The 21,508-nt window shown below is 63.4% G+C and carries 18 protein-coding genes; 9 read left to right on the top strand and 9 right to left on the bottom strand.

Going from position 1 to position 21,508, the window contains the following annotated elements; genetic code table 11:
- Positions 1 to 48: 48 nt before the first annotated feature.
- The 7 genes from PMI20_RS03860 to PMI20_RS03830 all read left to right on the top strand — a co-directional run bounded on the left by PMI20_RS03860 (position 49) and on the right by PMI20_RS03830 (position 7,829).
- Positions 49 to 1,707 carry a Na/Pi cotransporter family protein gene (locus PMI20_RS03860; protein ID WP_007924264.1) on the top strand — a complete coding sequence of 553 codons (1,659 nt, stop codon included), beginning with the start codon at positions 49 to 51 and terminating at the stop codon, positions 1,705 to 1,707.
- A gap of 56 nt (positions 1,708 to 1,763) precedes the next feature.
- Positions 1,764 to 3,149 (top strand): M16 family metallopeptidase, encoded by a 1,386-nt coding sequence (locus PMI20_RS03855; protein WP_007924266.1) that lies wholly within the window; start codon positions 1,764 to 1,766, stop codon positions 3,147 to 3,149.
- A gap of 61 nt (positions 3,150 to 3,210) precedes the next feature.
- Entirely contained in the window at positions 3,211 to 4,242 is a 1,032-nt protein-coding gene (locus tag PMI20_RS03850; protein WP_007924268.1) for a DUF5924 family protein, read from the top strand.
- Between the two features lie 69 nt (positions 4,243 to 4,311).
- Complete coding sequence (locus PMI20_RS03845) at positions 4,312 to 5,460, top strand: ABC transporter permease (protein ID WP_007924269.1); 1,149 nt, start codon at positions 4,312 to 4,314, stop codon at positions 5,458 to 5,460.
- Entirely contained in the window at positions 5,457 to 6,260 is an 804-nt protein-coding gene (locus tag PMI20_RS03840) for an ABC transporter ATP-binding protein (protein WP_007924271.1), read from the top strand. The genes PMI20_RS03845 and PMI20_RS03840 overlap by 4 nt, the downstream gene beginning before the upstream one ends.
- A 1-nt stretch (position 6,261) precedes the next feature.
- Positions 6,262 to 7,200 carry an MlaD family protein gene (locus tag PMI20_RS03835; RefSeq protein ID WP_007924273.1) on the top strand — a complete coding sequence of 313 codons (939 nt, stop codon included), beginning with the start codon at positions 6,262 to 6,264 and terminating at the stop codon, positions 7,198 to 7,200.
- Positions 7,197 to 7,829 (top strand): ABC-type transport auxiliary lipoprotein family protein, encoded by a 633-nt coding sequence (locus PMI20_RS03830; protein WP_007924274.1) that lies wholly within the window; start codon positions 7,197 to 7,199, stop codon positions 7,827 to 7,829. Before PMI20_RS03835 ends, PMI20_RS03830 begins: the two co-directional genes overlap by 4 nt.
- A gap of 79 nt (positions 7,830 to 7,908) precedes the next feature.
- Here PMI20_RS03830 and PMI20_RS03825 read toward each other — a convergent pair whose 3' ends face one another.
- The 5 genes from PMI20_RS03825 to PMI20_RS03805 all read right to left on the bottom strand — a co-directional run bounded on the left by PMI20_RS03825 (position 7,909) and on the right by PMI20_RS03805 (position 12,297).
- Entirely contained in the window at positions 7,909 to 9,138 is a 1,230-nt protein-coding gene (locus PMI20_RS03825) for a spore maturation protein (protein WP_007924275.1), read from the bottom strand.
- Between the two features lie 99 nt (positions 9,139 to 9,237).
- Positions 9,238 to 10,569 (bottom strand): glutamate/aspartate:proton symporter GltP, encoded by a 1,332-nt coding sequence (gene gltP, locus PMI20_RS03820; protein WP_007924276.1) that lies wholly within the window; start codon positions 10,567 to 10,569, stop codon positions 9,238 to 9,240.
- Positions 10,570 to 11,306: 737 nt separating this feature from the next.
- Entirely contained in the window at positions 11,307 to 11,771 is a 465-nt protein-coding gene (locus PMI20_RS03815; protein ID WP_007924277.1) for an inhibitor of vertebrate lysozyme family protein, read from the bottom strand.
- A 2-nt stretch (positions 11,772 to 11,773) separates the two neighbouring features.
- A complete protein-coding gene (locus tag PMI20_RS03810) occupies positions 11,774 to 11,938 on the bottom strand; it encodes a DUF1328 domain-containing protein (RefSeq protein ID WP_003177151.1) in 165 nt (54 codons plus the stop codon).
- Between the two features lie 71 nt (positions 11,939 to 12,009).
- Complete coding sequence (locus tag PMI20_RS03805) at positions 12,010 to 12,297, bottom strand: hypothetical protein (protein ID WP_007924278.1); 288 nt, start codon at positions 12,295 to 12,297, stop codon at positions 12,010 to 12,012.
- Between the two features lie 449 nt (positions 12,298 to 12,746).
- On the opposite strand from PMI20_RS03805, the gene algB reads away from it, so the two are divergent.
- On the top strand, positions 12,747 to 14,093 hold the full coding sequence (gene algB / locus PMI20_RS03800; RefSeq protein ID WP_007924280.1) for a sigma-54-dependent response regulator transcription factor AlgB: 1,347 nt from the start codon (positions 12,747 to 12,749) through the stop codon (positions 14,091 to 14,093).
- Between the two features lie 10 nt (positions 14,094 to 14,103).
- On the top strand, positions 14,104 to 15,891 hold the full coding sequence (locus tag PMI20_RS03795; RefSeq protein WP_007924282.1) for a KinB sensor domain-containing domain: 1,788 nt from the start codon (positions 14,104 to 14,106) through the stop codon (positions 15,889 to 15,891).
- Between the two features lie 3 nt (positions 15,892 to 15,894).
- Here PMI20_RS03795 and PMI20_RS03790 read toward each other — a convergent pair whose 3' ends face one another.
- The 4 genes from PMI20_RS03790 to PMI20_RS03775 form a co-directional block, all read right to left on the bottom strand.
- A complete protein-coding gene (locus tag PMI20_RS03790; RefSeq protein WP_007924284.1) occupies positions 15,895 to 17,517 on the bottom strand; it encodes an EAL domain-containing protein in 1,623 nt (540 codons plus the stop codon).
- 72 nt (positions 17,518 to 17,589) lie between these two features.
- Positions 17,590 to 18,369: an N-acetylmuramoyl-L-alanine amidase gene (locus PMI20_RS03785; RefSeq protein ID WP_007924286.1), complete on the bottom strand. Its 780-nt coding sequence runs from the start codon at positions 18,367 to 18,369 to the stop codon at positions 17,590 to 17,592.
- A 105-nt stretch (positions 18,370 to 18,474) separates the two neighbouring features.
- Positions 18,475 to 20,625, bottom strand: coding sequence for a GGDEF domain-containing protein (locus tag PMI20_RS03780; protein ID WP_007924288.1), 2,151 nt, complete (start codon positions 20,623 to 20,625; stop codon positions 18,475 to 18,477).
- Positions 20,622 to 21,500 (bottom strand): endonuclease/exonuclease/phosphatase family protein, encoded by an 879-nt coding sequence (locus tag PMI20_RS03775; RefSeq protein ID WP_007924290.1) that lies wholly within the window; start codon positions 21,498 to 21,500, stop codon positions 20,622 to 20,624. Before PMI20_RS03775 ends, PMI20_RS03780 begins: the two co-directional genes overlap by 4 nt.
- Positions 21,501 to 21,508: the final 8 nt, after the last annotated feature.

Here is a 21,508-nt window from a genome sequence, read left to right as displayed (position 1 = left end):
CACCGTTAACTTGCCCCTCTGGGGCGCTATTCACCACAGGGGGCCGTTATGCTCACCCTGCTCAATTTGCTGTCCGCCGTGGCCTTGCTGATCTGGGGCACGCATATCGTCCGCACCGGCATCCTGCGGGTCTATGGCTCGAACCTGCGCCACCTGATCGGCCAGAACATGGCCAAGCGTCCGTTGGCTTTCATCGCCGGGATCCTGGTCACCGCCATGGTCCAGAGCAGCAACGCCACGGCGATGCTGGTCACCTCGTTCGTCGGCCAGGGGCTGATGGCCCTGACACCCGCCCTGGCGACCATGCTCGGCGCCGACGTCGGCACCGCGCTGATGGCCCGAGTACTGACCTTCGACCTGTCCTGGCTGTCGCCGCTGCTGATCTTTCTCGGGGTGATCTTCTTCCTGTCGCGCAAACAGACCCGCGCCGGCCAGCTCGGGCGGGTAGGGATCGGCCTGGGGCTGATTATCCTGGCGCTGCAATTGATCGTCGAAGCCGCCGCGCCCATCACCCATGCCCAGGGCGTGAAAGTCCTGTTCGCCTCGCTGACCGGCGACATCCTGCTCGACGCCCTGATGGGCGCGCTGTTCGCCATGATTTCCTACTCCAGCCTGGCGGCCGTGCTGCTCACCGCGACCCTGGCCGGCGCCGGCGTGATCAGCCTGCCGGTGGCCATCGGCCTGGTGATCGGCGCCAACATCGGCAGCGGGGTGCTGGCTTTCCTCAGCACCAACATGCAGAACGCCGCCGGCCGCCAGGTGGCGCTGGGCAGCCTGCTGTACAAACTGATTGGCCTGGTGCTGATCATTCCGGTGCTCGACCCGCTCGCCCACTGGATGGACAGCCTGGACTTCAGCCCGCAAGAAGTGGTGATCGGTTTCCACTTGCTCTACAACACCCTGCGTTGCCTGGTACTGCTACCGACGGTCGGGCCGATGGCCAAGGTCTGCACCTGGTTGCTGCCGGAACGCCCGGAAACCAATGGCCGGGCCAAGCCTCGCCACCTCGATCCGACCGCCCTGGCCACTCCCAGCCTGGCCCTGGCCAACGCGGCGCGGGAAACCCTGCGCATCGGCGACCTGGTCGAAACCATGCTCGAAGCCGTGCGCGATGTGCTGCACGGCAAGCAGACCGCGGTCACCCAGGAAATGCGCAACCTCAACGACGATGTCGAAGTGCTCTATAACGCGATCAAACTCTACCTGGCGCAGATGCCCCGGGAAGACCTGGGCGAGCAGGACAGCCGGCGCTGGGCCGAGATCATCGAACTGGCGATCAACCTGAAACTGGCCAGCGACCTGATCGAACGCATGTTGCGCAAGGTCCAGCAGCAGAAGACCGCGCAGCGTCGCTCCTTTTCCGAAGTCGGCCTGGAAGAACTGGCCGGCCTGCATGAACAACTGATCGCCAACCTGCGCCTGGGGCTTTCGGTGTTTCTCAGCGCCGATCCGGAAAGCGCGCGCCAGCTGCTGCGGGAAAAACGCCGCTTTCGCGCTCAAGAACGTCGCCTGGCCCATGCCCATGTCAGCCGTCTGCAACGTAAAATCGTCCAGAGCATCGAGACCAGCTCGCTGCATCTGGAACTGATCGCCGATATGAAGCGCCTGAATTCGCTGTTCTGCGGCAGCGCCTATGTGGTGCTGGGTTCCTCCGAAACCGGCGCGCTCGCCGTGGACGATATGGCTGACATCACCCATTCACCCTGAACGTCCACAGTTACCCGAAGTCTGTAGAACTTACGCCCGTCGTAAGGAAGCCCGTTATGCGTTGCCTGTTATTCGCCTGTCTGCTGCTCGGATCAGCCCACTCGTTTGCCCTGGATCGCTTCCAGGTCGAGGGCTACATGCTGCCCAACGGCCTGCAGTTGCTGCTCAAGCCGGGCAACGTGCGCGGCCACGTGGCGATTCGCCTGGTGGTCGGGGTAGGGCTGGACGACTTCGGCTGCGCCGACAAGGAACTGCCGCATGTGCTCGAACACCTGCTGTTCAGCGGCATCGACGCCAGCGGCGAGGGCGGGCTGGAGGAACGCATGCAAGCCCTGGGCGGCGAGTGGAATGCCTACACCAGCAATGCCGACACCACCTTCGTCATCGAGGCCCCGGCGAAAAACCAGCGCAAGGTGCTGGACCTGCTGCTGGCCCTCTTGACCCGCACCGAACTCGACGACACTGCCTTGCAAACGGCGAAACGGGTGGTCGAGCGCGAGGACGGCGGGCACTACTCGCACCTGCAACGCTGGCTGGACCGCCAGGACCTGGGCCATACCGCCAGTAACCAGCTGGCGGTGGAGCTGGGCCTGAAGTGCGCCGAACGGGCCGAGGTCGATCAATTGACCCTGGAACAGCTGGAGCAGCTGCGCAAGGACTGGTACGCGCCGAACAACATGACCCTGATCGTCGTCGGCGACCTTGACCGCCTGTTGCCGGCCTACCTGGAACGCAGCTACGGCGCGTTGGAACCGGTGGAGCCCAGCGAGCACCAGGGCCTGCCGGACATTCAACAAACGGCCGCCGCCGAGCGCAGCCTGATCCACGGCTGGGTCGGCGACAGCGCCAAGCTGCACTGGCTGTTCCCCGAGCCGACCCTCGACCGGCAGCACGATGAAACCTTCGATCTGCTCAAGGATTACCTGGACTGGGCGCTGTACCAGAAACTGCGCCTGCAACATGAGCTGTCCTACGGGCCGAACAGCGAACGCGAGGTGTTCGGCGGCGTCGGCTTTCTCAGCCTGAATGCCGACCTGGAGCGCGCGGACGTCCCCCAGGCCCGGCAAGCGATCGACGAGCTCAAGGCGCAACTGCTCAAGGACGGCCTGGAGCCGGCGACCTTCGCCCGCCTGCAACAGGCCGCCATTGCTCGCCAGGCCTGGGCGGTACAGGGCAATAGCGCCCTGGCGGACTACTACTGGGGCGCCTTGAGCGACTATGCGGACGGGCGTTTCAGCGATCCGGCCAAGCGCCTGCAAGCCGTCAGCCTGAAGCAGGCCAACCAGGCCATGCGCCAACTGCTGGAACAGCCCGGCTACCTGCGGATCGAAAAACCGCTGCTGAGCTATGCGGCCTTGAGCGGGCTGATCCTCGGCGTACTGTTATTGATTGTTCTGGCGCTGTTCGGCGGGCGGGCTTATCGCAAACGAATCCGTGCCTGATGCGTCTTTTGTCATGCTAAACCGTTATTCTGTCGGGGATTTTTTCTAGTGTGATCGCCGAATGCCAAACCTGACTCATTACATGCAGCGCATCCTGGAACTGATGAAGCGCTACCCAGGGGTCATTGCGCTCGGCGGTTTCATTTCCGGTGTCGGCAGTTTCATCCTGGTGGACCGCCAACAGGGCCTGGCCACCTGGATCGCCGTGATCATGCTGGTGAGCTGGATCTGGCTGATGCTGGAAAACAGCCTGACCCAGCTGTTCACCAAGATCTTCAAGCGGGAAATCCCCCAGCCGCTGCTGCGTTACGCAACGCAGATGATTCACCAGGAAAGCCTGTTTTTCGTCCTGCCGTTCTTCTTCATCACCACCGCCTGGAACAGCGGGCAGCTGGTATTCACCGGCCTGCTGGGCGCCTCGGCGCTGGTCTCGATCATCGACCCGCTGTACTACAAATGGCTGGCCCCACGCCGCTGGCTGTTCCTCGCCCTGCACACCCTGACGCTGTTCGCCGCGTTGCTGACCGCGCTGCCGATCATCCTGCACCTGACCACCGCGCAGAGCTTCAAGCTGGCCCTGGGCATCGCCATGCTGCTGTCGTTCCCCAGCCTTGCGTCGATCTTCCCGATCCGCAACCTGCGCGGCGCGCTGATGCTGCTGGGCATGACCCTGGCCATCGGCGGCACTGGCTGGCTGCTGCGCTCCTGGGTTCCGCCGGCGACCTTGTGGATCGCCGAGGAAGCCATCAGCACCCAGTTGCAGGACCGCACCCCCGGCGCCAGCCTCAAGGAGGTCAGCGCCAACGACGTGCGCAGCGCCGGGCTGTATGCCTACACCGCGATCAATGCGCCGCGCGGGCTGGACGAGCGCATTTATCACGTCTGGCAATTCAACGGTAAAGAGGTCGACCGAGTGGCCCTGGACATCCACGGCGGGCGCAAGGAGGGCTACCGCGCCTGGTCGCACAAGCAGAACTTCCCCGGCGATCCGACCGGCAGCTGGCAGGTCCGGGTGCTGACCGAAGACGGGCAGGTGATCGGCGTGCTGCGCTTCAAGATCACCGGCACCAACGGGCAAGACTCAGCACCTTAGTACAAGGCAAAGTCGTCTCGATCGTGGTATTACGTAGCACTGCGTAAAAACCATACAAGCACGGAGCTTATGACCCAGAGCACGACGGCTGGCAGTGCCCAACTGGATACGTCGAGTTCCCCCTCGCGGTTGCGAGTCGCGGGGGACTGGACGCTCGTCCATTACACCGAGCTCAAGCACCTCTGCGAAAAGCTCACCGGACAGTACGACGCCAGCACCCACATCGACCTCAACGGCCTCGGCGCCCTGGATACCGCGGGCGCCTCGCTGCTGGTCGAACTGCTGGGCTCCGAGCGTCTCGGCAAGTCCACCGAACACCCCGACTGCACCTTGTCTTCGGCCGACCGCGCGCTGCTGCAGACCGTCTACTGCTCGCTGACCGATTTCTGCGTGCCGCTCAAGGAGCCGGAAATATCGGTCGGTATCCAGTTGCTGACCCGGATCGGCAAGGCGGTCGACGCCATCTGGCAGGACACCCTGAAGCTGCTGGGTTTCGTCGGCCTGATCCTCGAAACCCTGGCCCGCGGCCTGCTGCGCCCCAAGCGCTGGCGCATCACGCCGATGGTCGCGCATATCGAGCAGACCGGCCTCGACGCCGCGCCCATCGTCGCCTTGCTGACCTTTCTGGTGGGCGCCGTGGTGGCCTTCCTCGGCGCCACGGTGCTGCAGAGTTTCGGCGCCAGCATCTTTACCGTGGACCTGGTGGCGTTCTCCTTCCTGCGTGAGTTCGGCGTGCTGCTCACCGCGATCCTCATGGCCGGGCGAACCGCGAGCGCGTTCACCGCGCAGATCGGCTCGATGAAGGCCAACGAGGAAATCGACGCCATCCGCACCCTGGGCCTGGACCCGATGGAGCTGCTGGTGCTGCCCCGGGTCCTGGCGCTGCTGGTGGCGCTGCCGATGCTGACCTTCCTGGCAATGCTCTCGGGAATTGTCGGGGGCGGGGTGGTCTGTGCGCTGTCGCTGGATATCTCGCCGGCGATGTTCCTCGCCCTGCTGCAATCGGACATCGGCGTGCAGCACTTCCTGGTGGGCATGGTCAAGGCGCCGATCTTCGCCTTCCTGATCGCCGCCATCGGCTGCCTGGAAGGCTTCAAGGTCAGCGGCAGCGCCGAATCCGTGGGCGCCCACACCACCTCCAGCGTGGTGCAATCGATCTTCGTGGTGATCGTCCTCGATGCCGTTGCCGCGCTGTTCTTCATGGAGATGGGCTGGTGAACCGTTCAACCCGTCCGCCCGCCGAGGCGGTGATCGAAGTCCGTGGCCTGTGCAATCGCTTCGGCCCGCAGAGCGTGCACGAAAACCTCGACCTGGACCTGTACAAGGGCGAGATCCTCGCGGTGGTCGGCGGTTCGGGCAGCGGCAAGTCGGTGCTGCTGCGCAGCATCATCGGCCTGCGCCAGCCCAGCGAAGGTTCGGTGCGGGTATTCGGCCAGAACCTGCCGAGCCTGGCGGAACATGAGCGCTCGCTGATCGAACGGCGCTTCGGCGTGCTGTTCCAGAAGGGCGCGCTGTTCTCGTCGCTGACCGTGACCGAAAACGTCGCCCTGCCGCTGATCGAGCATGCCGGCCTGAGCCGCGCCGACGCCGAGCACCTGGCGGCGGTGAAACTGGCGCTGGCCGGGTTGCCGCTGTCGGCGGCCGACAAATACCCGGCCTCGCTGTCCGGCGGCATGATCAAGCGTGCCGCCCTGGCCCGGGCGCTGGCCCTGGACCCGGACATCCTGTTTCTCGACGAACCCACCGCCGGCCTCGACCCGATCGGCGCCGCGGCTTTCGACCAATTGATCCTGACCCTGCGTGACGCCCTGGGCCTGAGCGTGTTCCTGGTCACCCACGACCTGGACACGCTGTACACCATCACCGACCGGGTGGCGGTGCTGGCACAGAAAAAGGTGCTGGTGGCGGATGCCATCGACCAGGTCGCCGAGACCGACGACGCCTGGATTCACGAATACTTCCATGGCCCTCGCGGCCGCGCGGCGTATCAGGCCGCTACACAGCTCAACGAGGTATGACATGGAAACCCGAGCCCATCATGTCCTGATCGGCCTGTTCACCGTAATTGTGGTGGTCGGCGCCCTGCTGTTCGGCCTGTGGCTGGCCAAGTCCAGCGTCGACACGGAGTTCAAGGACTACGAGATCATCTTCAACGAGGCCGTCAGCGGCCTGTCCAAAGGCAGCGCCGTGCAGTACAGCGGGATCAAGGTCGGCGATGTGGTCAGCCTGCGCCTGGACCCGAACGACCCGCGCCGGGTCCTGGCGCGGATCCGCCTGAGTGGCGAAACCCCGATCAAGGAAGACACCCAGGCCAAGCTGACCCTGACCGGCATCACCGGGACCTCGATCATCCAGCTCAGTGGCGGTACTCCACAAAGCCAGCCGCTTCGGGGCAAGGACGGCAAACTGCCGGTGATCGTCGCTTCGCCATCGCCGATCGCCCGCCTGCTGAACAACAGCGAAGACCTGATGACCAGCGTCAACCTGCTGCTGCACAACGCCAACAGCATGTTCTCGCCAGAGAACGTCGAGCGCATCGGCAACACCCTCGAACACCTGGAGCAGACCACCGGAGCCATCGCCGAACAGCGCGGCGACGTGCGCCTGGCCATGCAGCAACTGGCGTCCATCGGCAAGCAGGCCAGCGCCACCCTGGAACAGACCACCGCGCTGATGCGCAACGCCAACGGCCTGCTCAACGAGCAGGGCAAGCAGATGTTCGGCAGCGCCGAGCTGGCCATGCAATCGCTGGAGCAGAGCAGTGCCACCATCAACAAACTGCTGACCGACAACCAGGACTCGCTGAACAACGGCATCCAGGGCCTCAATGGCCTGGCGCCGGCCGTGCGCGAGCTGCGCGATACCCTGAGCTCGCTGCGGGCCATTTCGCGGCGCCTGGAAGCCAACCCCAGCGGCTACCTGCTGGGCAGTGACAAGAACAAGGAGTTCACGCCATGAAGCGTGCCTATCGCCCATTCGGCCGGCTGGCCCTGGCCGCCGGATTCGCCTTGAGTGGCGCCTGCTCGATCCTGCCCCAGGCCGACCCGGTGGATATCTATCGCCTGCCCGCGGCCCAGAGCGCCACAGCCCGGCCTCAGGGCCACGCGCAGCCCTGGTCCCTGCGCCTGACCAAACCCCTGGCGAGCGACGCCTTGAACAGCGCGAGAATCGCTGTGATCCCCCAAGGCGATGTGATCAGCAGCTACAAGGACGCGCGCTGGAGCGATCCGGCGCCGGTGCTGCTGCGCAATCGGCTGCTGGATGGGTTCCTCGCCGATGGCCGGGTGCAGTTGCTGGGCACCGACGACAGCGATGTGCAGACCGATCTCGAACTGGGCGGCAACCTGCAGGCATTCCAGAGCGAATACCAGGGCAAGGCGGTGGCGGTGGTGATCCGCCTGGATGCGCGCCTGGTGCGCGGCTACGACCAGAAGATCCTGGCCAGCCAGCGCTTCGAAGTGCGCCAGCCGCTGAACGATACCAAGGTGCCGGCGGTGGTCGCCGGGTTTGGCCAGGCCGGGGACGCCTTGAACCGGCAGGTGGTGGAGTGGACGGTGAAGCAGGGCAGTCAACTGGTCAGGCGTTGATGGCCTCATCACGAGCAAGCCTCGCGCCTACAGGATGGTCCTGGTAGGAGCGAGGCTTATCCGCGAATCGTTCCGAGCCTTAACCGAAGAACCAGTAGCACACCGCAATCGCCGCCACCACGCCGGCCAGCTCGGCCAGCAGGGCGCAGCCGACGGCATGGCGCGCCCGCTGGATGCCGACCGAGCCGAAGTACACCGCCAGCACATAGAAAGTGGTCTCGGTACTGCCCTGGATCGTCGCCGCGGCCAACGCCGGGAAACTGTCCACACCCTGGGTCTGCATGGTTTCGATCAACATGGCCCGCGCGGCGCTGCCAGAGAAGGGTTTGACCAGGGCCGTCGGCAGGGCATCGACGAAGCGTGTGTCCCAGCCAGCCCATTCCACCAGATACCGGATGCCGTCCAGGCCGAAGTCCAGGGCGCCGGAGGCGCGCAGCACGCCCACCGCGCAGAGCATGGCCACCAGATACGGCAGCAGGTTCTTGGCGACGTCGAAACCTTCCTTGGCGCCCTCGACGAAGGCCTCGTAGACCTTGACCTTGCGCAGCGCGCCAATCACCAGGAACAACATGATCAGGCCGAACAGGGTCAGGTTGCCCAGGATCGACGACAGCGACGCCAGCGCGGTGGCCGACAGCGTGGCGAGCAAGGCCATGAAGCCGCCCAGGGCCAGGGCGCCGGGAATCAGGTAGGCCAGCACCACTGGGTCCCACAGGCGCAAGCGCTGCATCACCGCGACCGACAGCAGGCCGACCAGGGTCGAGGCGCTGGTGGCCAGCAGGATCGGCAGGAACACCAGGGTCGGGTCGGCGGCGCCTTGCTGGGCGCGGTACATGAAGATGGTCACCGGCAGCAGGGTCAGGGACGAGGCGTTCAGCACCAGGAACAGGATCTGCGCGTTGCTCGCCGTGGTCGCGCTGGGGTTGAGGTCCTGCAAGGCGCGCATGGCCTTGAGGCCGATCGGCGTGGCGGCGTTGTCCAGCCCCAGGCCATTGGCCGCGAAGTTCAGGGTGATCAGGCCGATGGCCGGGTGGCCGGGCGGCACTTCCGGCATCAGGCGGGTGAACAGCGGGCCCAGGGCCTTGGCCAGCCAGTCGACGATCCCGGCCTTTTCGGCGATCCGCAAAAAGCCCAGCCACAAGGTCAGGGTGCCGAACAGCAGCACCATCACTTCCACCGACAGCTTGGCCATGGCGAAGATGCTTTCCACCATCGCCGCGAAGATCCCGGCGTTACCGCCGACCAGCCACTGCGCCAGCGCTGAAACGGCCGCCACGATGAAGAAGCCAAGCCACAGGCCATTGAGCATCAGTTATTCCCCCAGAAGATGCGGCGAATGATAGCGGTGCGGACAGAAACGACAAACCCCGGATTGACCGGGGTTTGTCGATGATGACGGCTACAGCTGTCAGCCTTTGGTGACTTCACCGGCCGGCAGCGGCTCCTTGCTGCGCCAGTGCGGCAGGGAATTCCAGTAGCGCTGGCCCTTGGCGTCGTCGTACATGCCTTCCCAACGCGCGATGACCAGGACCGCCAGGGCGTTGCCGATCACGTTCAGCGCGGTACGGGCCATGTCCATGATGCGGTCGACACCGGCGATGAAGGCCAGACCTTCCAGCGGAATGCCCACGCTGCCCAGGGTCGCCAGCAGCACCACGAAGGACACGCCCGGCACGCCGGCGATGCCTTTGGAGGTGACCATCAGGGTCAGGACCAGCAGCAGTTGCTGGCTGATCGACAGGTCGATGCCGTACAGCTGGGCGATGAAGATCGCCGCGATGCTCTGGTACAGGGTCGAACCGTCGAGGTTGAACGAGTAACCGGTCGGTACCACGAAGCTGCAGATGGCTTTCGGCGCACCGTAGGCTTCCATCTTCTCGATCACCCGCGGCAGCACGGTTTCCGAACTGGCGGTGGAGTAGGCCAGCACCAGCTCATCCTTGAAGATGCGCATCAGCTTGATCACCGAGAAGCCGAACAGGCGAGCGATCAGGCCCAGAACCACGAAGGCGAAGAAGGCGATGGCCACATAAACCAGGATCACCAGCTTGGCCAGCGGCAGCAGGGAGGCGAAACCGAAGTTGGCCACGGTCACCGCGATCAGGGCGAATACGCCGATCGGGGCGTAGTTCATGATCATGTGGGTGACTTTGAACATGCTTTCCGAGACGCCCTGGAACATCTTCACCAGCGGCTCGCGCAGGTCGGCCTGCAGGCTCGACAGACCGAGGCCGAACAGCACCGAGAAGAAGATGATCGGCAGCATCTCGCCGCGGGCCATGGCCGCGAAGATGTTCGATGGGATCAGGTTGAGGATGGTTTCGATGAACGCGTGTTCATGCTGTACCTCGGCGGCGGTCGCCTGGTACTTGGAAATATCCACGGTACCCAGGGTGCTCATGTCGATGCCGGCGCCCGGGTGGAACACGTTGGCCAGCACCAGGCCGACCAGGATCGCGATGGTGGTGACGATTTCGAAGTAGATGATGGTCTTCAGGCCGATACGCCCGAGTTTCTTCGCGTCGCCCACGCCGGCGATACCGACGATCAGCGAGGAGATCACGATCGGGATCACGATCATCTTGATCAAGCGGATAAAGATATCGCCCGCAGGTTGCAGGACGTTGCTGATCCACCAGGCTTTTTCGGCACTGAAATGGTTGAGCAGCGCACCAATTGCAATCCCCAGCACCAGACCGATGAGGATCTGCCAGGCGAGGCTTAGTTTTGCCTTCTTCATATCATTACCCTTACTTCAGTTGGACTCGGGCTAATGCGCGAACTGGAACGCTCAATGGCGGAAAAGTCTGTGCATCGGCCCCCGTATAAGGTCACCCCGAGCGAGCATTTACGGCTCTCTGCAGGCGAAAAAAGGCGCAACTATTCCGACGCAAGGGGGGCGCGTCTAATGCCGTAAACGCCTACCCTATGCCGAATCGGCATGAGTTTTTCTAAACGAAACGGGCGTCCCAACCGGTTCGAAGGCGACATTTCGGCCCGACCATCTGCCGTGAAACGGCCATTTCAGGCGGTATTCAGCGTTTTTGAGTGGGTTCGAAATGACCTTCGAAAGAAGGGAAAGTTCTTACGTTAGAACCAGAAATCTCATCTGGAAAAAGCCAAAAGTTTCTCGATGTACGGTCGCAAGGAAACACCGTGAAACGGTTAGGCCACACATATGGGAATGGTTGCCGCGTCCCCGCCTGAAAAAGCAGGCCACCGCTCTGCCACAAAGGTTTGTGGCATTCAAACACGACGCAAGTCGTCAAGCCTGAGCGGCTGGCGAACTTGCGCCGCAGTTTTTCCTGACCCGGCCCTCGCGGAGGCACTCCCTGTACCCCTAGGTCACTCCGATCCGGTTTCGATCAGAACGTCCCGGCCCCCTGGTCATGCGCGGCCCCTCCTCGGGGCGGTGCAACAGAAAGCAAGGCCCGGGTGGGCGCTTGCTTTCCATGGTCGAATCTTCGAACAGTCAACTCAGTACCAGTTCGGGTCCTTTTTCAGCTGTTCCTTGAGCAAGCCCTGCATGCCAGCGTCCGGCTTGCCGAGAAAGCGGTATTCGGCATGGCGGGTCGGCGACTTGTCCGCGGGCAGGCCCGCCGGCACTTCGACCAACATGGCGTAGGCATCTTTCTTGTCGAAACTGAACGCCACGATCAGGCGCTGGTTGCGACAGGTATCGCGGGTTTCGCAAAGCGGACCGACCAGGTACTTGTCGCCGTCTTCTTCCACCGCATTCATCTGCTGCGCGTCACCGGACAGGTTCATCACCCATTCCGGCAGGCGCTCTTCCTTTTCGACGACTTCCTGCCAGGTTTCACGGTATTGCGGGTCACTGTTCAACAACTCGTTGACCCGGGTCTGACCGTCGTTGGCCGCCATCGCCGTGGCCGCGCCGCCCAGCAACAGGGCGGCGGCCAATGTTTTCAAAGAAACGCTCATGTTCAACCTCGACCACGACGGCCAAAGAAGAAGGAAGCGATGAACATCACCAGGAAAACGACAAAGAGAATCTTGGCGATACCCGTGGCGGTGCCCGCGATACCACCAAAGCCCAGTACCGCGGCGATGATGGCAATGATCAGGAATGTGATTGCCCAGCTCAACATGGTCATTCTCCTTACGCTTCTATTTAGAGGTACTGCCTAGCCGGCCCGCCGTTGCGCACCGACTGTCCTGCCTAGAACACCCAGCGCTCCTGATAAGCCGTGTCGGTGGCAGGCTGAGCCTGGTCGACGTCCATCAGAAGCATCGGGGCGGAATCGGCAAACCGAGTGCTGACTGCACTGAAGTGGGTTTGAGTGGGATGAGAAACCGGCAACCTCACCGCTTCTTGCTGCTGGCTTTGCTCCCAACGTGAAAACTGCTGACCGCCAATCAAGGTCACCAGCAATGCCAGGCTGGCGAACAATCCCTGCTGCAAACGCAGGGACGAAACAGACAATGGGGCGAGACGTTGGCGTTTCATCCGGAAGCTCCTCCCATGGGGGTCATTGTTCTCAACGCTTGTTGCTGTGCCTGCGGCTTGTTCAACCGAGCCTGATCAGGTTGTTGCAGCCTGCATGCCAGCTTTCACGATTAGAACAAACTCAATAAAAACAATAGCTTGCATTCATATTGAGAGGTTTGCCATACGCCATCCTGCACGATGCCGCCTTGGATATCGTGCGAATTGCACGATCGGCCCGGTACTTGAGGAAAAAAGCGCAGTTGAAAATGCATGGAGTACAGTGGCGAAATCGGGAAAGGACTGCGGGCAAGACCTGAAATCAATAAAAAACCTATTGTTTTCAATCTATTAGCAATAGACCCCGGAGATAACTAATCTGCACGCTTGGAAATCGATCAGAATTAACCATGCAACTTGCCCGATTTTTCCGGGACTAAATAAGATCACTCACTTCAGGAGCCTCGGACATGGAATCAGCACCGGAAAATCAAGGCCGCATTCTTCTGGTAGATGATGAGTCCGCGATCCTTCGTACCTTCCGTTACTGCCTGGAAGACGAGGGCTACACCGTCGCCACGGCCAATAGCGCCGCTCAGGCCGATGCCTTGCTGCAACGCCAGGTGTTCGACCTGTGTTTCCTCGACCTGCGCCTGGGCGAGGACAACGGCCTGGACGTACTGGCCCAGATGCGCATCCAGGCCCCCTGGATGCGGGTGGTCATTGTCACCGCCCATTCAGCCGTCGACACCGCGGTGGACGCCATCCAGGCCGGCGCCGCCGACTATCTGGTCAAGCCCTGCAGCCCCGATCAACTGCGCCTGGCGACCGCCAAGCAGCTGGAAGTCCGCCAGCTCTCGGCACGCCTGGAGGCCCTCGAAGGTGAAGTGCGCAAACCCAAGGACGGCCTGGACTCGCACAGTCCGGCGATGAAAGTGGTGCTGGAAACCGCCCGCCAGGTCGCCGGTACCGACGCCAACATCCTGATCCTCGGCGAGTCCGGCACCGGCAAGGGCGAGCTGGCCCGGGCCATTCATGGCTGGAGCAAGCGCGCCAGGAAATCCTGCGTCACCATCAACTGCCCGTCGCTGAACGCCGAGCTGATGGAGAGCGAGCTGTTCGGTCACAGCCGCGGGGCCTTTACCGGCGCCAGCGAAAGCACCCTTGGCCGGGTCAACCAGGCTGACGGCGGCACGCTGTTCCTCGACGAGATCGGCGACTTTCCGCTGACCCTGCAACCCAAGTTGCTGCGGTTCATCCAGGACAAGGAATACGAGCGGGTCGGCGACCCGGTGACCCGCCGCGCCGACGTGCGCATCCTCGCCGCGACCAACCTCAACCTCGAGGACATGGTGCGCGACGGACGCTTCCGTGAAGACCTGCTGTACCGTCTGAACGTGATCACCCTGCACCTGCCGCCGCTGCGCGAACGCAGCGAAGACATCCTGACCCTGGCCGACCGTTTCCTGGCGCGCTTCGTCAAGGAATACGCCCGTCCCGCCCGTGGCTTCAGCGACGAGGCCCGCGAAGCGCTGCTCAATTACCGCTGGCCGGGCAATATCCGCGAGCTGCGCAACGTGGTGGAACGCGCCAGCATCATCTGTCCCCAGGAAAAGGTGGAGATCAGCCACCTGGGCATGGCCGAGCAACCGACCAACAACACCCCGCGCATCGGCGCTGCCTTGAGCCTGGACGAGCTGGAGAAAGCCCATATCGGCGCCGTGCTGGCCACCAGCGATACCCTCGACCAGGCCGCCAAGACGCTCGGCATCGACGCCTCGACGCTGTACCGCAAACGCAAACAGTACAACCTGTGAGCCGCCCCTCATGAAGTTAGCGATGAAACTGCGCACGAGACTGTTTCTGAGCATCTCGGCGCTGATCACCGTGGCGCTGCTCGGCCTGCTGCTCGGGCTGGTCAGCGTGATGCAGATGGCCAAGACCCAGGAAGCGCTGATCCGCAACAACTTCATTACCCTGGACCTGGGGCTCAAGCTGCGACAGACCCTGGGCGACCAACTGCTCATCATGCTCAACCACAACCCTGACCGGACGGCGCTGGACGACTCCAGGCAGGAATACCTGGCCCTGCTCGAGCAGGGCATCGAGCATGAACGGCAAAACAATGTGCGTAACGGCTTCACCCAGGCACGCGACGACTACCAGCGTTTCTTCGAAGCCTTCGAGCGCGCCGACGGGAGCTCGGCAGGGGTCAATGGCAATACCGAACTGACCCACCGCTTCAATACCCTGCGCAATGGCTTGATCGGCGAGCACAAGCAGGCCCTGGACAACATCAATGACATCGAACACCAGGCCCGCAATCGCGCCTTGCTGATCGCCGGCCTGCTCGGTTTGGTCGGGCTGGCCGTGCTGATCATCGGCTTCATCACCGCCCACGGCATCGCCCGGCGCTTTGGCGGCCCCATCGAAGCGCTGGCCAAGGCCGCCGACAATATCGGCCAGGGCAACTTCGACGTGACCCTGCCCCTGTCTTCGGCTGCCGAGATGAACTTGCTGACCCGGCGCTTCGGAATCATGGCCCAAGCCCTGCGCGAGCATCAGGCCACCAATGTCGACGAACTGCTCGCCGGCCAGCAGCGCCTGCAATCGGTGCTCGACAGCATCGACGACGGTTTGCTGATGATCGACCGCCAGGGTCACCTGGAACACCTCAACCCGGTAGCCCAACGTCAGCTGGGCTGGGACGAGGAACGCCTCGGACAAGGGCTGGGCAGCGCCCTGCAGCGACCGGAACTGGACGAGCAGCTGCAACTGGTATTGCGCGGCGGCACCCTGGAACGGGCGCCGGAAGACCTCAGCGTCGAGGTCGATGGCGAATCGCGCCTGCTGACCTACAGCCTGACCCCGGTCAGCCATCCCCAGGGGCATATCCTCGGCGCGGTGATGGTGCTGCACGACGTCACCGAGCAACGAGCCTTCGAGCGTGTGCGCAGCGAGTTCGTATTGCGTGCCTCCCATGAATTGCGCACCCCGGTCACCGGCATGCACATGGCGTTCGGCCTGTTGCAGGAACGCCTGCGCTTCCCAGAAGAGTCCCGCGAAGCCGACCTGCTGAACACCGTCAACGAAGAAATGCAGCGCCTGATGCAACTGATCAACGACCTGCTGAACTTCTCGCGTTATCAAAACGGCCTGCAGAAACTCACCCTGGCGCCTTGCACCCTGGAAGAGCTGCTGGAGCAGGCGCGCAACCGCTTCATCGGCGCAGCCACAGCGCAGGACATCGAGCTGCGGGTGGAGCTCCAGGCGCCGTTGCCGCGGCTGCACGCCGACCGCATGCAACTGGAGCGGGTGCTGGACAACCTGATCGACAATGCCCTGCGGCATACCGCCAAGGGTGGCTTGATCCGCTTGCAGGCCCGTAGGCATGGCGAGCGGGTCATCATCAGCGTCGAAGACAACGGCGAAGGCATCGCCTACGGGCAACAGGGGCGGATTTTCGAACCCTTTGTCCAGGTCGGACGCAAGAAAGGCGGGGCCGGCCTGGGTCTGGCGCTGTGCAAGGAAATCGTGCAACTGCACGGCGGGCGCATGGGCGTCTATTCACGGCCCGGGCAGGGAACCCAGTTCTATCTGGCCTTGCCCCTCTAGGGGCTAGGCCCCGTCATCCAGGCGCCGCGGCCCCAGGCGGCGCCCGCGGGTAATCAGGTCGATGAACTGCACCGCGCTCAGCGCATGGGCGAACAGCCAGCCCTGGCCAAAACGCACGCCCTCGCTGCTCAGCAGCAACGCCTGATCCTCGAACTCGATGCCCTCGGCAATCACCTTGAGCTGCAGGGCGTGGGCCATGCGAATGATGTGCGGGGCGACGCCGCTGCTGGCGGCGTCATGCCCCAGGGCATCGATGAATGCCTTGTCGATCTTCAGGTAATCCACCGGCAGGGTCTGCAGGTACGCCAGGCTGCAATAACCCGTGCCGAAATCGTCGATCAGCACCTGATGGCCAACGTCCCGCAAGGCTTGCAGGTTATGCCGGGCGACCACCACATCGATCAGCCCGCGCTCGGTGACTTCGAAGGCGATCTGCCGCGCCGCCACCCGATGCAGCGCCAACAGGCGCGCCATCACTTTGCCGATCCGCGGTACCATGACATCGCAGGCCGCCAGGTTGACCGAGATGTACAGCTGCGGGTTGGCCCGCAACAGATGCCCCAATTGTTCGAGCAGGCGTTGCAGGACAAAATCGGTGATCGGGCGGATCTGCCCGGTGTTCTCCGCCATGGGAATGAACAGGTCCGGGCTGGTCAGGGTGCCGTCCGGACGGCGCCAGCGCAGCAGGGCCTCGGCGCCGACACACTGGCGCGTCCGCAGATCGAAGATGGGTTGATACAGCACCTGCAGCTCACCGCGGCGCAGCGCCCCCTGCAATTCGGCGCCCAGGGATTGGCGCTGCCCGGCCAGCTGAAAGGCCAGGCCACCGATGAAGACCGCCAGCACCAGGCTGCTGGGCAGCAGCCACCACCACCCCTCGAAGATTTCTCGGCGCATGTTGGTGCGGGGGGTGACGAGCACCATCTGATACTCCGGATTGCTGGTGGGCATCCGGTAGATCAATTGGTCCTGGGTCACCAGCAACGGGCTGCGTCCCGTGGGCGGCCACGGTTCGGTCGGCGGCCACTCCAGCGCCGGCCCCAGCACCGGGATGGCCCGCGAGCCATGGTCGAGAACCACCATCAGGCTGCTGTTGGCAGGCAGGTCGACCATATCGGTCAGGTGCCCGCGAGACGTCGCCACGCGGAAGTTACCGCGCCCGAGCATCAGCGCCGCGCGGTTTTCATTGGGTTCGGTAGAGGTGTTCAGCCAGTAGCTGTAGGTCGGGCCGCGGATATCCGGCGGTCGCATCACGGCCAGGTTGTCCTGGAGCGGCCAGTTGGTGCAGGCCTGGGCTGAATCGATATAGGCCGCTTCATAAATGAAGCGGTAACTGAAGCTGATCTGCTGCAGGGTCACGACCATCTCGGGGCTGCATCCGCGCAGGGGCTGCGCCTCGAGTACGTCCAGGCCTTCACGCAACTGACCGAACAGTTGCTCCAGGCGTTCGAGAAAACGCTGGCCCTGGGCATTCATCTGCTCGCTTTCGCGCAGCTGCGCCTCGTGCATCGCAATGCCCAGGCTCGCCGCCAGCAGCAGGGCCGCACTCAACACAGCCGCACACATCGCCAACAGCCAGGGGCGATAGAACCAACTGCGTAGGGGTTCGCGAGCGGCCGGCATCATTGGATATCCGAGGGTTACCAATGAGTTATAGCTACTGATTGAGAAAAAACCCTGACCGTCGGGCGGGCGTCATTATTTTGTCTGGTTGAGCACCTGCAGGATCGCAGCGCTTTCTGCATCCGGCTGGCCGTCGAAACGCGACGGCCGGTAATGCATCTGGAACGCGGCCAGCACGTGACGGGTCGCCACATCCAGTTCGCCGGTCTGCGGCGTCTCATAACCCAGACGCGCCAGGCCTTGCTGGAACCAGGCGATGCTCGGCAACTGCGCGGCAAAGAATGCCTGCTGGCGCGCCACCGCCTGGGCGTTCGGCCACCGGCCCAACCCGGCTTCGGCCAGACGCTTCCAGGGGAACAGCGGACCCGGGTCGAGCTTGCGCAGGGGAGCGATATCACTGTGGCCAATGATGTGCTGCGGCGCGATGTTGTTGCGCTTGCTGATGTCCTTGAGCAGCACGATCAGGCTCTGGACCTGCGCTTCGCTGTAGGGATACCAGACACGCCCGGTGGGCAGGTCGCGAAAGCCCGGGTTGACGATCTCGATCCCGATGGAGCTGGAGTTCAGCCAGGTACGGCCTTGCCACTGGCTCTCGCCGGCGTGCCAGGCGCGGTATTGCTCGTCCACCAGTTTGTAGATGGTCGCCGCCTTGTCGTCGCCGATCAGGTAGTGGCTGCTGACCTGGCCATGGGTCAGCAGTTGCAGGGAGCGCTCCATCGAGGCCGAGGTGTAATGCACCACCACGAATTGCACCCGCTCATCGAAGTTGACCGAAGGGTGGCTGGTATCGAAACGCGGACCGCTGGCGCAACCGGCCAGCAATAGAAGGGACAAAGCGAGGACAAGAACTTTCATGGCGGAAGGCAGTACGCTGGAGAAAATAATGCAACAGTGTAACGTACTGCCTTGGCAGAAAACCGGCGAAAACACCGGTTTATACAAAATGGAACAAATTATGCGTCAGCCCAGTTCCACCCGGTTGCGCCCCGCCTCCTTGGCCCGATAGAGCGCCTGATCGGCTCTCTTGAGCACCAGGTCGCTGCGTTCTCCCGGTTTGAACGCACTCATGCCGATGGACATGGTGATGGTCACCCGCTCGCCCTTGAAGTGAAACGGACAGGCTTCGATGGCCGCCCGCAAGGTTTCCGCCAGGCGCGCCCCGACCGGCCAGGTGGTATCGGGTATCAGCAGGACGAACTCTTCACCGCCGAAACGGGCGATGAAATCGTTGCCGCGCAGGCGCTTGCGCAGCACGCCGGCGATGATCTTCAGCACCTTGTCGCCGGCCAGGTGACCGTAGTTGTCGTTGATCCGCTTGAAGTGGTCGAGGTCGAGCATCGCCAGCAACAAGGTGTTGCCGTGCTGCTGCCACTGCGCCACTTCATGCTCCAGACGCTCGCTCCAGGCCGCCCGATTGGGCAGGCCGGTGAGGGGATCGATCAGCGCTTTCTGCCGCTGTTCTTCCAGGTGCTCGCGGTAGCCCTGGGCTTCCTGCTCCATGCTCGACACCCGCTCGGCCAGGCTTTGCAGGCGCGCAGCCACTTCCTTTTCGCGTTCGTCACGCTGCTTCTGGTGATGGTCCATGGTGCCAAGCAGACCTTCCAGGTGGCTTTCCAGCACCTGCTTGAGATCGTCCAGATCCGCCGCTTCCTGAACGCTGCTTTGCAGGCCATCGACCTGCTCGCGAATCTGCGTGTCCATCTCCCGCGCCGCCGAACTGCTGTCGGCATGGCCCTCGCTGGCGGCCTGCAGGTTGCTCTGGAAGGATTCCAGGCGCTCGTTGAGTCGCTTGAGATACGCCTCGAACTCATGCTGGCCGCTGTCGGTGATCGCCAGCATCAATACCGCCAGATCGTCGAGGATCGGCAGCAATTCGTACCAGTTCAACCCATGTTGCAAGCGATCGCGCATAGACTCGGCTTGCGGCCGATGACGTTCTGGCAGGCTCAGGTCATCCAGAAGGCCGAGCAGGGTATGTTCGATGTGCTTGGCCACCGAACTGTAGGAGGGCTCCGGCGTGTCGGGCAGGGCATACAGCACATCCTGCTCGGCCTGCTGCGGGTCGATCGCCGCCAGCGCCTCGGCCATGGCTGCCGGCAACGGCAAGCGATCGAGCAGCACAGGCGCCGGGGCCGCCTCGGCGGGTGCGGCAACGATCAATTCGCCCGGGTTGGAAAGAGCAACCGCAGCTTCGACAGTCGAAGGCTGCACGGCCGGCGGCACTTCAATGGGTTCAGGTGCGGCTGGCGACGGCGATTCCTGTGAGTCCAGCATCGGCGGGGCCGGCTCGACGGCGATGGGTTTCTCCGACTCCAGCACCGGCGGTACAAAGGCTTCGACCTGGGCAGCCGTGGTTACCTCGGGCAGTGCTTGCGGTTGTGGCTCGGGCGGCTGGCTGACAGCAGCGAGCTCCTCGACCACAGGCGCAGGCACAGGGACTTCGGACAGCCGTGCGGGCGCGACTTCGACACGAGACGGTGGCGTTTCAACCGCAGCGCTTTCAGCCGTTGCCAGTGGCTGTACCGCAACCGGGCTCGCCACCACCGCAGGCATTTCGGCCGCGGACAGGACAGGCGCTTCGTCAGCGTCACGACCACCAAACAGGCGCTGCAGCAAACCTGGACGGGGCGGCTCCGCGGGGCTCTCCAGCTGGCTCAGCGCCTTGCCTTGCAGGCCGCTCAACTCACCCAGCAACAGTGGAATTTCCCGGGCTTGGCCGACACGACCATCCAGTTGCTTGGCGAAGTTTTTCAGCGGACGACTCACCTCGCGAGGCAACGGCAGCTTCTGCAACTGGCTGACCAGCGAGGTCAGGGCCGTGCTCATTTGCTCGATGCGGGTCTCGCGGCGCTGCTCGGAGTCCAGCACGGCTTTTTCCAGGCGCGGCAACAGGGCCGCCAAGGCCGCGTCCATATCGTCGGTGCGTACCACCTCGCGCATTTCCTTCATGCACTGATCGACAGCGCGATCAGTACCTTCGGCCGCCAGCGTGCTGCGTACCAGGCCACGGCGAAGCAGGTCGAGGCGGGCATTCCAGCGTCGCTCGAGTTTTTCCTGTTGTTCGATACTTTTGAGGTACTTCTCTTTCCAGCGCTGGGCGTCGTCGCTCATTCATGGGTTCCGCGAGGGGCAGGACTCAGCGCGGGCAATGCATCGGCCGTGAGCGAACCCGGCAGACGAATCTCTACCGCGACCGGCAGGTGATCGGAAATCGGTTGGGCCAGGACTTCGACCCGCTCCAGCGTCAGGCTGGGGCTGAGCAAAATATGATCAAGACAGCGTTGTGGGCGCCAGCTGGGGAACGTCGCTTCCAATTGTGGCGCCAACAGACCGAGGTCGCGCAACGGCGAATGCTCCAGCAGATCGCTGGCATGGGTATTCATGTCGCCCATCAGCACCTGATGCTTGTAGCCGCCGATCATCTCGCGGATATAGGCCAGTTGCCGGGTACGCGTACGGGCGCCCAGGGCCAGGTGCATCATCACCACCACCAACGCCTCGGGACCATCGCCGAAGCGCACGAGGATCGCACCACGCCCCTTGGGGCCGGGCAGCGGATGATCTTCGATCGCCCAGGGACGCAGGCGGCTGAGCACGCCATTGCTGTGCTGGGCCAGGCGGCCAAGGTTGCGATTGAGCTGTTGGTACCAGTAGGGGAAGGCGCCGAGTTGGGCCAGGTGCTCGACCTGATTGACGTAGCCCGAGCGCAGACTGCCGCCATCGGCTTCCTGCAGGGCGACCAGATCGAAGTCGCCCAGCAGATCGCCGATCTTTTGCAGGTTGTCGGCGCGCCCGTTGTGCGGCAGCAGGTGCTGCCAGCCACGGGTCAGGTAATGCCGATAACGTTCGGTACTGATACCGACCTGGATATTGAAACTGAGCAGCCGCAGACGGCTGTCTGCCGGCAGGCCGGAGGACGCCACATGGTGCTCGTTGACCCGCGGATCATGCAGGCCAACGATACGTTCCGTACCCCAACGTCGCATGGCAGGGG

Source organism: Pseudomonas sp. GM17, assembly GCF_000282175.2.
Taxonomy (GTDB): domain Bacteria; phylum Pseudomonadota; class Gammaproteobacteria; order Pseudomonadales; family Pseudomonadaceae; genus Aquipseudomonas; species Aquipseudomonas chlororaphis.
This window is presented reverse-complemented; position numbering and strand designations above follow the sequence as displayed.